Here is a 14,669-nt window from a genome sequence, read left to right as displayed (position 1 = left end):
GTCCGATCCCTCCTTTAGTTGGCGATTCCGAGTGCTTTATACACGGTCTCCAACGTCACCATGTTTTTATGAGAATCGTAGACGATAAGCCCGTCATCGACGAGCCCTTTGTAACCGTAGTGCTTGGATGCGTACGACTTTGACATTACGTAGTAGCAGTCAATTCCAACAGAACGCGGCTCATAGTCGATATTGATCGCAACCATAAAATCTTCGCTCAAGCCAACAAGCTTTTGTTCGACTCCGGTTTCCAGTTTCCGATCTTTCTTGCCGCTATCTCTGAGACCAGAGGTCACTTCCCACTCCTCACTACCATGCTTAATCGTAGACGGAAGCTGAAAGCTCAGTGTTCTTGTAGAAGAATCCCAGGTCAGAGGCTTAAAGACAACGGGGCCAGTGACTTTCTGGTCTGCTGTCGGTGTCCAAGTAGTGTACTCGCTGTTTGTAGTGGGAGTTGTCGTCGGTGCTGGAGTATCTGGTTGCACTGGAGTTTTCCAAGGAGTTGAGACCGAGACGATTCCTCCCCCACCTGTTTTGGCCGTGAAGCCGACCGATGCCCCAAGCCCTTCGCTGATGACTCGGAGAGGTACCATAACCCGATTATTCTTCATTGTTGCTGGTGATCCAGCCGATGTAATCAATAGGGGTTCAGCCGGTGATTCAATTACGATATCATTTGCATACAAAACAACAGTGACTTTTTTCTGGGCTGGTTCGCTTACTTCGACTGTAGCCTTCTTCTCCTTGTTGTCCCAGCTAACCTTTGCGCCCAACGCTTCGCTCACAAACCGAAGCGGTACAAGTGTATAGTTTTCCTTGGTAATATAAGCAGATGCATCATTCATTGAGATCGTAGCGCCATTGACCTTGACGATCACCTTGCCCGCGCTCGCCGCCGACGCGCTGCTTGTTGTAATAGTAAACAACGCGACTGCCGCTACCAACGATAAACCCGCTCTCTTCACTGCTTCTTTAGTGAACTTCTTCATTCTAATCATTCCTTCCTTGAGTTTTGTTGACCGGAATCGCATTAACCGCTTCTGTTTTCCAGCCATTGCTCTAATTCATCTTCGTAGAATACGTACTCCCAGACAGCCTTGTTTTTGTAAATGTCTCTTCTGTGGAACGGCAATGGATTATCCTTTAAATGAGTCCAACTAACGATTGTACGTGGCGTCACCCCCAGCTTTTTTGCGAGCTCCTTCTTAGAATAAGAATCCAATAATTTCACCACCCGACAAGTTGCTTGATTTCAAACGCCCGGATTTTAACATAATCATATTAATTCTGACAATATATGTATCGATCAATTTTCATTATGTAACTATGTACTAAGTCAGATAATGTTATCTGATATCTAGTTTGTTTCTCTATGGTTGATGTCACCCCGTTTTGGTGGTCTAGCACACAGAAATAATAGATAGATTCAAATAAAATTAGAGTATTGTCAAAACGGATGGGAGTCTAACACTTTTTGAGGGGGATATTCAAATGAATAAGAGATTTCTGAAGATTTCAATAGCTGCCATACTACTTGCAGGTGCACTTCTTGGACAGAATTTTGCGTATGCGCCCGTTTCTTCTGCTGCAACTACTAAACCGGCTGCCGTTGTCACCAATAACTTGAGTAAGTACGGTCTTAAATCAGAGGTTTCTCTGCCTCTTACTACTACTGTTAACGGTCTTAGTTACACAGTCCACAAAATGATGATTTACGATATTAATTCTACCGATGCCAAGAACTTGATGAAGCTTTACGGCTATGCAAACCACACCGATTACTACCAAAAGGCCAAATACTTTATTTGGACAAAGATTACCATCACAAATAAGAGCAAGTATAAAATGGGGTTCTATCCAGATGACATGAATCCAAAGTGGTCCTATTTCCTTGATGATGGTCGTTCATTCGATGTTATTATGCCAACAAAGAGAGCTTGGACCTATAACGATAAAAATGCGTTATGGGCCTACATTCTAAAACCCGGAGAGACTTTGGCAACATATCAAGCGTATGTGCTCGGGGGCGACCTTACGGATATCCGCCTTAGTATGGAGTTCAAAGGTTCTCGCAAAGATATTGCATTTACTACCCTTAAATAATGAAGACAAGGAGTTGATTATAAGTGAAGAGACGCGCTAAACTCTTGGCGCTGGCTGCTCTCGTCCTTGCTGTTCCGTGGATTTCAAGTCCCACGCAGGCAGCAGGGACGAAGTCTATTTCGGTGTCTGTCCCCAGACAGGGCTTGTCCGCTCAAAAGAAAAGATATCTCTCTTGTCGTCTCTTCTATTCCCGAATATTGCAATAGCGGAGGAATGCCAACGATCAAGAGAAATACCACTCTCTTTGTCCTTGAATACCAGTCATCTGGTTTCTCTCTTTAACCTTTAGGCGTAAGCATTCCCACTCCAAACAGAAGGGCACACGGCGAGGTGCGGTTATTCATCAAGATACAAAGAAGCCCCGGTCTTTTGTTGGACCGGAGCTCCTTTTCGTTTTGTCTGGTCTTAATCGACGTAGATTACGAGACGACCGTAACCGGTACTGAGGATTTCGAGTGTGACACCATCCGTTTTGATGGTGTCACCAGGTCCATATTCCAAGCCGTCCACAATTGCTTTCTTCACCGTGTCATTGTTCGGAAGTCCGACAGCTCCCATTGCGGCAAGAACTGCCTTCAGTTGTTGGGAATCTGTGTTAGCATTGGGATCGAGCATTCCTTCTAAGGTAATAACTTTCGTGCCGCCCGATGTCGTAGTATCACTGTAGGCCATAAAGATGATGCCGTCCGGAGTTTGGAGAAATGCCCTCTCATCTTGCTTGTTATATCCAGCTCCAAATCCCAACGGAGATGCCGCGCCCAGCATGGCTTGAGCGTAACCAGCGAGTGTGGGATCGGGGCTACCCACTACGTTCAGACCACCGTCGCTACCGCCTGGAAGTGCCGAAGTGTCACTTGGTACGCTCGGGCGAACTTGCAGGTCTGCACCGTTCGTTTTATCCAACACGTTTTTGATGAAGACTACTGCTTCGGCTCGTGTCAGCGTGTCGTCGCCTTTGTAGCCGTAAACTGTGTTGGATGTCTTGCCTCCAGCGAGACCGCTAGCCAACATGTACCGAATGGCGTTGTCTCCGGAGTAGTTTTTGCCTTGCGTACCCGAAATGAGTTCTGCAACCTTTGCCCGCGTGATTTTAGCATAACGGCTTGTCCCAACCGGGTAGTTGTTTTCTTTTGCTACCGCGTAGTATGGGTCGCTCCACCGCTGTCCAGCGGTTGCTACGAGCTTACCTTTGTAAGAACGGATCAGCATCGAGAGGAATTCTTCGGAAGTTACCGGAGCGTTCGGCTTGAACGAACCGTTACCGTACCCCGTCGTGATCCCTTTTTCTACGCCCCAACCGACTGCCGAATATGCCCAGTGGCTCTCCTTTACGTCCTTAAAAGTGGCTGCATATGCGGACGCTGTTCCCATCAGGGTAGCGGCGATTGAAAAACCAATTAAGACCTTCTTGTAAGATTTCATCGTTTCCCACCTGCTCCTTCTTATTGTTAGAAACAGTATAACGTTAGCAATTTTCGATACACAATCTATGTAAAGGCACACTCCATGAAAGCCTCTTGATATCCACCAATAAAAGAATTACCCCTAAAATCCGATATAATAGATAGACATTGCTAGCAAGGCTACCTACAACCAGTATAGAGTGAAAGCAGGGAACCGGTTTGTTCGAGTCCGTTCTTGATATCCCAATGTTCAATATCCAAAATATAGACGTGGAGCTTGTCTTGTCCATGTTCACTGAACGGCACTATGCCAAGGACAACGTAATCTTTTGGCAAGGCGATCCAGGCTTAGAGATGTATGTAATAAAGTCAGGTTCACTGAAGATTTTCCGCCAAATTGAGGGAAAAGAGTTAATTCTTGGACATCAATTCCCCGGTGAAACGATAGGCGAGCTTGAGACTGTGCACGCAAACTACTCACGTCTGGCTTCCGTCGCAGCTCTGGAGAAAACCGTACTTTGGATGATTCGTAAACCTGACCTGGAAACGCTAATTGACCTATATCCCCAAATCCTCCGAAAGCTGTTCTATGTAGTAAGCGAAAGACTCGATCAGGCTGACAGGAAATTGGAGTACCTCGCCTTCCTTTCGAGCCGAATCCGGGTCGCTAACCTGCTCCTTGACCTGCACTCCAACTTTGGAGTAGAGACTCCGAAAGGCTACCTGATCAATTGGAAGGTTACCCACCAACACTTAGCCTTTATGATCGGCGTCAGCCGGGAATCGGTTACGATAGCTTTGCAGGAACTGCAAACCGAACAAATCCTATCTGTTAAGAACAAATACATAACCATTACTAATCTGGCAGCACTGAAACACTTAGCCCAGGATGATCAGGATTCCACCTACTCTCGTGAGTGGCATCCGTCCTCTAAGTATAGTATCAATTAATGGAATTAATTTCTGTTAGCTATATAACAAAATACCCATGACTTCAGTCACCCCTCCCCATTGCGTCGCTCCACCCTACCCTTTAACCAAACCGTGTGAGCCTCTTTTGGGGCTCACCTTTAGCTGCTGCCAGATAGCCTGCGGCTTTTTTGGCCTTTCGTAGAATTCCTCTCTTCTTGCAGCACCAAAGAGGTACCCAGCCTGCCGGAAAACTATCCTGAACCCACAAGAAGCATAGAGAAAGGTTCAGGAGCCTCAAGACAAACGATCGCTTTTCGCAAAGTGAACAAAACCGCTTCGAACTGAGCGCTGCTGACGAGCCCTTTTCCTGAACAAGCTTTGACCCCCTACCTCGGAGCTACAGAGGCTTGGAAGGCACAAATTCGTATGATGATAGGAATTGCGCAGCTGAATTTTCCTGTGATAGGATCTGCTAACGTTAGCAGTACAAGGAGGAAACAGCAGCATGGAACCATTGTTTGAGATAGGCAAAGTAATCGCCACGCCGGGAGCACTTGAAATGATCGGCGACTACGGTGTTATTTACGTAGTAAACTGCCATGCCCATAGTAACTATGGAAATGTAAGCGATACCGATAAGAAGTTAAACGACTGGGCTATCGAACATGGAGAACGGATTGTCAGCACTTATTCCGGAATCTGGGAAAAGAGCGTGTTTGTTGTCACCGAACGGGATCGGAGCGTAACGACCGTCCTGCTGGCAGAGGAGTACTGAGGGAACGGCACAAGAAACGAGGAAGCGAGAAGTTTTACCGAAGATAGGGCCAGGGGGGGGCCAAGATAGGGCCAAGGGGGGGGCCAAACCTTGAGAACCCTAGCTAAGGGGTTGCAAGCGAAAGGGCCAAGGGGCCAAGCTCAAATAAGTATACCTTTCCCGGCACAAAACCAGGAATCATTCTGTTCTGCTTTCAACCCCTCTTAATTGGCTTGGCCCTTTTGGCCCTATTGTATCCTACTCCTTCTCTACGGTTTCCAAGTACTTGGCCCCTATCTTGGCCCCCCCTTGGCCCCCCTTGGCCCTCTTTCTGCCACCTCTTCTGAAGCAGCAAAAGAGGGAGCTTCGTCAGCTCCCCCTAGTTTCAGTCGTTTTTGGTGCCGTCATCTTCATCTTTCGGAATAAACTTTTCGAAGTCTTTGTACAGGAACTTGAATCCTTGTATTCGGGCCTGATCACTATTCAGACCTTCGACTGGTGGGTATTTCAGCTTTGTGGCACTGGATTTTTCCAGATATCCTGCAGTCTGGAGTTGTGCGCAGACTGCTTTAGCATTAACATAATTACCTTCTTTTAAAATCTCCTCTAGGGTGGTTCCTTTAATGATTAGGTGGCTTTCTTTGCAATAGCACACATCTGGTCTGCTGGAAAGCGGGTATCCATTGTCATAGTTGAGCAAGATGCAATCCTTCTCATTAAACGGCCGACCTGCTAATTGTTCAAAAACTTTCTCTACAATAAGTGCCATCTGCTTGTCTGCCACATTGACGTTCTCCGTTTGCACATCCATCGACTGCTTAAGGAGTTCGATCATCTTGTCCTCATCGATTTTAGTGCCGAATAGTTGGTTGAACTCCCGCAGGCAAAAGATCAGCACTTGAGCCTTGGTAGCCAGTCTTCCGTAAAGCGCGTCTTTCTCTGTGCAGTCAAAGATATTGTTGAGCTGTTCTACCTGCTGGTATATTTTATCTGCACCCAGTTTTACCAGATGTTCGATCCAGGGCTTGGCAAAGTGTCCAGCATTGTCGAGCCCTCTCTTTTTCAGACTCTCCACTTCACTGCCAGTTGTCTCCTTGGGAAACGGGGGATGTTCAATTATGAATATCCGCCCATAAATCCCCGCCGAATCTTTTGGTGCCATCCGAGAAGTCGGTATTTCTCCGTTGAAAAAAGCCGTCCCTTCGTACTGACTACTATTAGGGTCTCTACCTTCCCAACCATCCTCAGTCTGAATGCTTTTTGGCCCCTCTTGCCCGTTGATCAAATCGTGTGGAATGCCTGCATGTTGTTCTTTCATCCGATGAGTATCGTCTAAGATAAATGGAAGATTGTTGATTACGCGTGCCATGTTCCATATTCCCGCTTCTTTTAATTTGGCCCAGCTCAGTTTTAGAAGATCTCCCAACCCGTACACCAGGTCAACTGATAACTTCTCAATGGTCGTTTTTCCGCTTGAGGTTTTCCCAGCGACATCAATCCCGATATTCTCGTCAAGTTTTCCTGGAATTAGTGGAACAACAACGCTGGCAAGGCAACCGGCTAGGCATACCGCGAATACCGGATTGCTTTGGAGCTCTTCTATTACTTGTTTTGCCGCTGCCATGTTGCCCTTCGGCAAAGACTTCACTGCTTCACCAATGGCATAGATCAGCGTCTTGTTATTAGCCTTCACATTGGATTCTTCGTTTTTAATGAGGAAAGGATAAAACTCGTTGGTGCCGTACCAACCGCATCGCTGTTTTTGTACAATAATTGGCAAGACCTGCAATCGATCGTTAGCCTTCCAAAAGTCTGCAAAATATCGGGCAAGTGGTGCTCTTTGCTGTTCATCCACTACAATCTGCATTATCTTGTTGATTTTCGTAATGTCCCGGGTCGAAGTCAGAGTTTGGTAGTCAACTAAAGTTTTATGCCTCTCCCACTGCTGACGTTTATCATCCCAAAAGTAAAGCAGTACCATTGGCTGTTGGTCGTTTTCATTTGCTTTGATTAGAGCGGTCGGTATAATAACAAAACCATAAACAGGTTCAATCGCATGAGCTGTCGCAATCTTAATGCCGTGCTCAGGGCTGAAGGTATACCCTTCCGGGATATTCAGATCGACGTTGTTAGGCAGTGCCGGGAAGACGCTCTTCAGTGTCACTGGCAGTGCCAAATCAGGGCGTTCCTCAACGATTTCGCTCATTATTTGCACCAACGGATTAGTCTCTTCCATCACTTGTAGTACTCCCTCCATTTTCCAAAGTAAGGGGCAACCCGGTAGGGATCTTCAAGAGTGAGAGGATCGTCCCAATGCTGGCCCAATGTGATTTCTGCTTTCGTTGCAATCCTCTTGATCAGTTCTTTACCTACCCCTAAGCTGAACTCTTCTCCGTTTTGCAGAAGCCAGAAGGCTTGGTCTGTCCGCTCATACGGCATTTTCATCTGATTCAACTGCTCCTCGAAGCGATTAGCCTCGTCTTGTGCGCCCCACTCAAACCAGATGGATCGTATCCGGTTGTTCCAAGTTGGGTACTTGGCATATAGTTTTGTGTCTCCAAGCAGATGCTTCAGTATCCAGTATCCCGTTGCTTTCTTACCTATAATTTTGCCCTTCTCAATTATTCCGAAGTCCGTTGAATCGGAGAAGAACTTCAAGAACGATTCATAACCGTCGCTTTGCTCCCACTTGTACAGTTGCTCCCGGTCTTCTACTGTCAAGGGGAACACCGGATTGTAATAACTGTAGCTTGGTGGCGCTCCGTACAAAGCGATGATGTTAAGTGGACACGTCTTCTCTTTTCTTCTTGGGCAGACCCATCCATTTTCCTCTAGGTAATTGCAGGTCGGAGGGATTCCCGAACGTTGTAAGTGATCAATCTTACTATAGAAAACTCGATCTGTTTCGTCCTCCGAGTACACTTTACGCGGGTCATTGTCAATGACACTTCGGTCATATTTCCGGCTTACCTCGTGGGCTAATTCTTTTCCAGCTTCACCAAACACGGCAATATTGCATAGGATGCTTGTCCAAGTCGTGTTACTAAACTGATTAGGGTCAGCGATACTGGCCTTGATTGCTTCACATCCCTGTATTCGTTCCAGCTGTCCTTCTAACCGCCCGAGTTCCAACCAACGTCCTTCTTCAAGTGCATTTGCAGGCTTTGTGCTTTGGACCGCAGGTGCCGATAAATGCCTTGGTTCCTTAAGTTTTGGGTGGTCGGCAGGGACCCGGTTCGCATAAGCCTCCTCAAGCTTGGCCCATTGATCGGGGTAGGGCTGTTGATTGGCGTCAATAAAGACGCAGTTTCCTAATTTTACGGCCTCCCCTTGAAGGGGAAGGCCAATTTGATTGCCGTAGTTCAACGTCTGGTCCTGAGTCGGAAATAATCGGTCCAGTGCTTTTGAAGTTTGTTTTTTCTTGCCGCCTTCACCGTTCACAGGAATTTCGGCCTTGATTAAAGAATTGAGTAAAAGAGTACGCGCTTCATGGGCTTTTACGGGCTTCTCTATGAACACCCATACATGATACCCCTTTCCTGAGAACGAACGCTCGACCAGTGAGTAAATCCCCTCCGTTTTTAGTTGTTCGTGTAGTTTCCAAGATTGATCAAAGGCGTTCTCATTCTCATCAAAGTCGGCCGCAACCCAAATGCAGGTGTTCTCGGGGGCTGGTTTCAGCGGAAAGATTCCTAACCGGCATCGCCCTTCGAGGTGGGAGAGGGCTACTTCCTCTCCAAATGGTCGATCCTTTCCTTCATCTCGAACAGGTTTCCACCCTGGTCCAACCTTCTTCTGCATGAAAGCATCGCTTCGATGGATGAACAATTTCATGAAGAGGTTGATCTGTTGGGCTATGGGTGTTATTGTCATGGGTAGTGGTCTCCTTTCTATTTGGTATAGGGAATACACCACCAAATTCTCAATAGCGCAAGAGCCTTAGCTAACTTTTTTCATATTTTTTTGGTTTCTTCTCCAATCGGCTCTGTTCTGTTTCGCAGTCCCGAGACGAATGTTAATCCGTCGTAGATCGTTTTTCTTGTCGTTCAAATGTCTGACGACAATTCCTTTTCTGAACATCTCTTGTCCGAACATCTGATAGGCCAACATACGATGGCACATGATTTGAGATGATTTGCCCTCTCGATCTACTAAGAAGAATGGATAACCCTTTCGGGGTCGGATTACTTTCACCTGGTTTCCGTTTCCATCTTTCACCTTACCCCCAACGACTCGGTATCCTGCCGCATGAGCATCTACCAATGCTTGTTGACTTTCAGTGAGCTTCTTTTTGACCATTTCACTACCTCCAAAATGTGGTTGAATTTTGCAGTCCGACGGGCCCGTACGTCCTGTTGAAACTCATACTACGCCCTTTTTATGGAATTTTCGAACCCGATTATAACAACCTTCTTTTAGTGCCGTTTCTTGGCACACGCCCGCTGCGCTTACCGTCGCCTACTTGACAAGCTAAGCTCTTTTTTCCTCACTCTAGCTACCTGACATGAGGGGGTTATCTTAGAAATCAACTAAATTTTTTCGGCGTATGCTTTTGTCCGTTCATCGCTTTGCTTGCGGAACCAACTCCGCGCTTTCTCCAGGTCAATCCACACTGTACCATCCATTATTTTTGTTGCCTCCAATCCTTTCTGTCTCCAAATCTGTATCATTCGAGTGCTGACTCCCAACTTGCGAGCTAGTTCGTTTTGCTGCACGGCATTGGAAGGGATCTCCGTCCGTTCGCTGGAGCCTTTATGCTGCTTCCACCAATTCTTACAATCTGCTACGTTGAACTCGTAGGTTTCAATGCCCGGCAGTTTCTTTGCCGGGAAATCAGAGTGTTGCCGTAATATTCTCCGAATCGTGATTGGGCTGCAACCTAACTCTTGGGCGATCTGATTTACTCCATAAACGTTCATATCCATTCCTCCATGTGGGATTATCCTTCAAATTTGATACTGAATTCTATCGAACCGGAATTTAATTACACAATTTATAAAATATTGGATTTCAGCTAAAGGGATTGTGTTGGAAAAGCAGAGGGAGAATCGCTGTTCTCCCTCGCTAACTCCTTGGTTCAATATTCTTAAGGCAAAAGGAAATTGATCCGTATTCCTTCCACAGAGTTCGGGCCGTAGTTGTCGATGATAATCCAGAAATCTTCATCCAAGTCTTGCTGGAGTGTGATCGGGCTGATGCTGAGTTCGTTTCCATTCCCGTCCGTTATGATGATATTCTCTCGTTTGCCGCTTTTCACCGCTGTAAGATATTCGCTGTTGTTTTGGACATAACGCGCCAAAGCGATCTGGGCGAGTTGTACGATTTCTCCGGAGACTAAACCTTTCCCTGTAAATCCCTCTGTTTCATAAAACGTAATTCTGGTCATTGCTATCAAACCGCCTTTCCATAGGATCGCAGAGTTTGTCCCTGCGTAGACCAATTTGATCACATGATTTTATGAAAGCGCCCCTCATGGAATTTACGGACCCTGCTCGCGCCGTTTACGGGAACCCTATTGACAAGTTTGAAAATCCCTCGATTTTCCCCCCATTAATTTGGAAGTTTTCAATCCTCATTGTTACCCTTGATATGCTCGTACCCTTGGATAAGGTTGCTCTTAACCTTCTCGATACCGTTCGCAGCGATCATTAATCCTAACCATATAACTATAATTAGTAGTAATTTCAAAATACTCCCCATCACTCTCCGAGAGGAACTGGCGGCAAACAAGAGAGGAATGAAAGCCAGTGGGGAGAACAAAACCAGCTTTCTGTCTGTGAGGAAAACGACAAGAAATATGAGTGACACGATTAGAAGCCCGATCGCCCTTACGCGATAAACCATTCGTTTATTCTCCATTCTCTTCGTCCCCCTTCTTTTTCTTCTTTCTGTCCCAAAGAATAATCCAAAGGATTCCCGTAGCGATTACTGCAACAACTCCAATGGCTGATTTCTCTCGTCCCCCTAGAGACTTCCTTTTCTCAGTAGCAGGCTCTTGCTTATGTTCAGCCATCAACGGCTTTGAACTTCCCATAGCCCCTTTCTTTGGAATGGGCGACGGTTTCTCTTTGGGCTCTGGTCTATGTTTAGTAACCTCTCTAACACGGGCATTTTTAGTGATCGATTGTTTGACTGAAACCTTCGCTTTGTTAGTTGTCGGTGGGGTGGCTGCAGGTGGACTGGGATGAACAAAGTTGTTACTTTTCACTGGCTTTGGCGTGTGCTCTACAGCATCCATTGTTTGTACTACATCTGTCCAACGTGGTGTATTCTGCAGCGTGGTTACGATTTCTGTTGTTGTTGACGGTGAAGGTTCTGGACTCAATACTTCTTGTGAAGGTAGAGGCATTGCTGTAGCAGGTACCGCCAGCACAATGTCCTCTATAGGAGCAGTAGGACTTGGTGTTGAATCCGTCAGAGGTGTTGCCCAAGGTGAAGGAACACATTCAACACTCTCAGTGGGGATAGGCTCCATCGGATCGGCTGTAGAGGTTACAGTCGGTTCAACTGAAGGTGTAGGCTCTGGAGTTAATATAGGTGTCGGAGTAATACTTGGCTCCGGTGTTGCGGTTGGCGAGGGTGTCGGAGTCGCACTTGGCTTCGGCATCTCGCTTGGCGATGGCGTAGGAGACACACCAGCAGTCACCGTGAGACTTGTCACTCCGTTTGTGCCGTTCCATGCCGCCCAAATGTTTGTAGTTCCTTCAGAAAGTCCGGTAACTAGTCCATGATTGTCAATAACTGTGAGTATATTATTTACTGCCCACCAAAAAGCTTGATCGGTAACATCGGCAGTGCTTCCGTTGGAATATTGGGCCGACGCTTTTAGCTGCACCATCTCCCCTACGCCTACTGTCGAGTTCGCTGGAGTAATCGTAAGTCTTGTTACAGAAAGCTTGTTGACCATGAGTCCAACTGCGCCCGATTTTCCACCCCATGTGGCAACAACTCCGCTACTCCCGAATTGTTTTGCTGTCAGCAGCCCCTTGTTGATATCGGCAATACTTGGATTGTCGAGGCTCCAAGTGGCCACATCCGTAATATCTTGACTGGTTCCATCCGTAAACATCGCTTCTGCCTTGTACTGCAAAGAATCCCCTACGAAAATCACCGAACTGTTTGGAGTGACTTTGATCCAGCCCAAAGAATCTGGACTGGCTGTGGGTGTCGGCGTTGGAGTCACGGTTGAAGTTGGCGTTGGCCCCACACTGGGTTCCGGCGTCGGCGTAGGCGTAGAGCTTGGCTCTGGAGTCGGACTCGGTGCCAATGCTTCTTTTACCACGACTTCGAAGGTATACTCCGTGTAGTCAGAAGACCAGCCGAACAATCGGGCAGTGACTTGGGTAGTTCCCGGCGTTATGCCGGTTATGGGTCCACTTGCGTCTACCGAGGCGATAGCGGGATCGGCGGAACTAAAGGTAGACGCTGTCGAAGCATAGTAATCACGGAAAGTCTGATGCCAAGAAACACTGCTCGACCAGTTTGTTCCCTCCAATGATTGCAAGAACCCGTAATGAGGCATGAGAGTCTCCCCGACTTCAATTTCAATCGACTGGAGAAATGATGAGCCAGAGGTAACTCCGTACTTTACTTCCGGTGAAGTCCTTTTTATTCCCGATACAGCGATGCTGTTTATTGCCGTTTGCCCTTCTCCGCTGAACGGATTCAGAAAGGTATTGCTCAAATTCAGACTGCTCAGCTTTGTCAAATCGGATAACGGTGTGACATCTACAATCGGGTTATATTGGAGGTTCAGATACGTTATGTTGCCCAGACCTGCAAGCGGGGAAAGATCATGAATCAGGTTCTGTGAAGCTTGCAGATTGCTCAACTGTGTCAAGCCGCTCAGCGGAGCAAGATTCTCTACCTTGTTTGCGGAAAGGATAAGCTGAGTCAAATTCGTTAGGTTGCTTAGTGGCAAGAGGTCGTAAACATTATTACTGCCAATGTTAAGAGAAGTAATCTCAACCAATCCGGCCATTGGAGAAAGGTCTGAAATATTATTGATATCCAAAAAGAGAGTTTGCAGCTTAGTCATACCGCTTAGCGGAGCGATATCCGAGATGGCATTAGAGCCAAGCTGCAGGGTTTGGAGATCGATCAGTACAGACAGTGGCTCAATGTCAGCTATGTTATTGCGCCCCAGGTTCAAGCTCGTTAAATTCACCATCCCCGCCAGAGAGGCTACATCCGCTATCGCGTTGTTCGACACATCCAAGCCGGTGAGCCCCGTCAGTGAACTTACTGCCGACAAATCGGATATTGAGTTGGAACCGGCATTCAGTGCCTTGAGATTCACCATATTCTGTACAGGGACAAGACTGGAAATCTGGTTACTCTCGACATTTAGCTGCTGCAACGAGGTCAGGTTCGCTAGGGGAGAAAGGTCGTTGATCGAGTTCCGGCCCAAATCCAGATACTGAATCCCCGTTCCTTCAAAAATCTCTATGCCTGTAAGATCGGCAATGCCTTTGTTGTTAACTGAAAAGGTATAACCCGCCGTTGGCAGCTTGGCTATGATATCCGATTGGTAGACCGTATCCGTAACCGATTTGCCGAGCCATGTGGCAACGGCCAGCCGCAGGTTTGCATCAGGAAACTGGGCCGTATCGTCGTATACATCTGCCATGACGGTTGAAACAGACACTGGCAGCACGGTCGCTGTTCCAGCCGGTAGCAAAGGCAAAACATATGTTAGTAATAACAGGCTGATCAGCACCTTAGCTATCCTTTGCTTCATTACACTCCCCCCTTTCTGCTATGGAGATAGAGACTAATCGACACTTCAAGCGTGAGTCCCACTATCAAAATCAGCATGACGAAATGGAGTCCAATCGCCTTCATCTCTTCCGGATGGTAAGCCATCTTTTCTACAGCATTCAAAAGCCAACTCTGCATGTTCACTCGTCTCCCTTCTTACGCGCATCTAGCCAGGTTTCCAGTCTTTGCTTGGAAATCATATAGCTTGCCTTCCCGGCGATTACGACCGATTCTCTAAATTCTTCATTGGATCTCATCCAATTACGGACGGTATTGCGGTGTACCCCGGCAAAGTCTGCGGTTTGCTGGATCGACAAGCAGTCAGGGGATGGTTTCTGCTTAAGTTTCGATACCCACATTCTTGCTTTCTTTGCGTCAATGAGACATTTCCCATACTTCGTCGCCTTGGCGCAAGGTAGACCTTGCTGGACCCATCTTCTAGCGGTACTCATGCTTACTCCTTGTCTCTCCGCGAACTGCTTCAAACTGATTACTTCCACTTGGCAATCCTCCCTTTGATGTTTTCGCCGGATTTTATCCTATCGATATTAATTTTTGCAATTTATCGGGTTCTGCTCTTGGAGAAAATCGCTCACGACTTGGGACTTGTTCAGAAGGAATGTTATCCGAACATCTTACGAACGTGGTTGACGGGAGGAATTGCACAGCAAAAATTTTTTGCGTTAAAATCCAAGTAAATTAGGAGACATTACTGAAACCAATTGAAGCGTCGGATC

General features: G+C 46.9%; 14 protein-coding genes. 3 read left to right on the top strand and 11 right to left on the bottom strand.

The features are described 5' to 3' along the window. Window positions 1-14 precede the first annotated feature (14 nt). Together PUR_RS01020 and PUR_RS26445 are read right to left on the bottom strand one after the other, a co-directional pair. A complete protein-coding gene (locus PUR_RS01020) occupies window positions 15-1,055 on the bottom strand; it encodes a copper amine oxidase N-terminal domain-containing protein (protein ID WP_179033639.1) in 1,041 nt (346 codons plus the stop codon). Further along, complete coding sequence (locus tag PUR_RS26445) at window positions 1,031-1,180, bottom strand: hypothetical protein (protein ID WP_442953816.1); 150 nt, start codon at window positions 1,178-1,180, stop codon at window positions 1,031-1,033. Before PUR_RS26445 ends, PUR_RS01020 begins: the two co-directional genes overlap by 25 nt. A 311-nt stretch (window positions 1,181-1,491) precedes the next feature. Between PUR_RS26445 and PUR_RS01010 the strand changes: the two genes are divergently transcribed. After that, window positions 1,492-2,103 carry a hypothetical protein gene (locus PUR_RS01010; protein WP_179033637.1) on the top strand — a complete coding sequence of 204 codons (612 nt, stop codon included), beginning with the start codon at window positions 1,492-1,494 and terminating at the stop codon, window positions 2,101-2,103. 405 nt (window positions 2,104-2,508) lie between these two features. On the opposite strand, the gene PUR_RS01005 is transcribed toward PUR_RS01010, so the two are convergent. Then, window positions 2,509-3,525 (bottom strand): S-layer homology domain-containing protein, encoded by a 1,017-nt coding sequence (locus PUR_RS01005; protein WP_179033636.1) that lies wholly within the window; start codon window positions 3,523-3,525, stop codon window positions 2,509-2,511. A gap of 200 nt (window positions 3,526-3,725) precedes the next feature. Between PUR_RS01005 and PUR_RS01000 the strand changes: the two genes are divergently transcribed. Beyond that, entirely contained in the window at window positions 3,726-4,457 is a 732-nt protein-coding gene (locus tag PUR_RS01000) for a Crp/Fnr family transcriptional regulator (protein WP_179033635.1), read from the top strand. A gap of 466 nt (window positions 4,458-4,923) precedes the next feature. Further along, window positions 4,924-5,193, top strand: coding sequence for a hypothetical protein (locus PUR_RS00995; RefSeq protein WP_179033634.1), 270 nt, complete (start codon window positions 4,924-4,926; stop codon window positions 5,191-5,193). Window positions 5,194-5,557: 364 nt separating this feature from the next. Here PUR_RS00995 and PUR_RS00990 read toward each other — a convergent pair whose 3' ends face one another. The 8 genes from PUR_RS00990 to PUR_RS00955 all read right to left on the bottom strand — a co-directional run bounded on the left by PUR_RS00990 (window position 5,558) and on the right by PUR_RS00955 (window position 14,432). After that, window positions 5,558-7,408, bottom strand: a complete 1,851-nt coding sequence (locus PUR_RS00990) for a DUF927 domain-containing protein (protein WP_232101657.1) — start codon at window positions 7,406-7,408, stop codon at window positions 5,558-5,560. Further along, a complete protein-coding gene (locus PUR_RS00985; protein WP_179033632.1) occupies window positions 7,408-9,045 on the bottom strand; it encodes a TOTE conflict system archaeo-eukaryotic primase domain-containing protein in 1,638 nt (545 codons plus the stop codon). The genes PUR_RS00990 and PUR_RS00985 overlap by 1 nt, the downstream gene beginning before the upstream one ends. A 66-nt stretch (window positions 9,046-9,111) precedes the next feature. Continuing rightward, window positions 9,112-9,471 carry an HNH endonuclease gene (locus PUR_RS00980; protein WP_179033631.1) on the bottom strand — a complete coding sequence of 120 codons (360 nt, stop codon included), beginning with the start codon at window positions 9,469-9,471 and terminating at the stop codon, window positions 9,112-9,114. A gap of 230 nt (window positions 9,472-9,701) precedes the next feature. Next, window positions 9,702-10,091, bottom strand: a complete 390-nt coding sequence (locus PUR_RS00975) for a helix-turn-helix domain-containing protein (protein ID WP_179033630.1) — start codon at window positions 10,089-10,091, stop codon at window positions 9,702-9,704. Window positions 10,092-10,258: 167 nt separating this feature from the next. Beyond that, window positions 10,259-10,558 carry a hypothetical protein gene (locus PUR_RS00970; protein ID WP_179033629.1) on the bottom strand — a complete coding sequence of 100 codons (300 nt, stop codon included), beginning with the start codon at window positions 10,556-10,558 and terminating at the stop codon, window positions 10,259-10,261. Window positions 10,559-11,020: 462 nt separating this feature from the next. Beyond that, complete coding sequence (locus PUR_RS00965; protein ID WP_179033628.1) at window positions 11,021-13,912, bottom strand: leucine-rich repeat domain-containing protein; 2,892 nt, start codon at window positions 13,910-13,912, stop codon at window positions 11,021-11,023. Beyond that, window positions 13,912-14,070, bottom strand: coding sequence for a hypothetical protein (locus PUR_RS00960; protein WP_179033627.1), 159 nt, complete (start codon window positions 14,068-14,070; stop codon window positions 13,912-13,914). Before PUR_RS00960 ends, PUR_RS00965 begins: the two co-directional genes overlap by 1 nt. A gap of 2 nt (window positions 14,071-14,072) precedes the next feature. Continuing rightward, the gene (locus PUR_RS00955) at window positions 14,073-14,432 is read right to left on the bottom strand and encodes a helix-turn-helix domain-containing protein (protein WP_179033626.1); all 360 of its coding nucleotides are present in this window, start codon (window positions 14,430-14,432) and stop codon (window positions 14,073-14,075) included. Window positions 14,433-14,669 lie beyond the last annotated feature (237 nt).

This window comes from Paenibacillus sp. URB8-2 (assembly GCF_013393385.1).
Taxonomy (GTDB): domain Bacteria; phylum Bacillota; class Bacilli; order Paenibacillales; family Paenibacillaceae; genus Paenibacillus_AQ.
The sequence above is the reverse complement of the archived record's forward strand: the minus strand, read 5'-3'. Positions and strand labels throughout refer to the sequence as shown.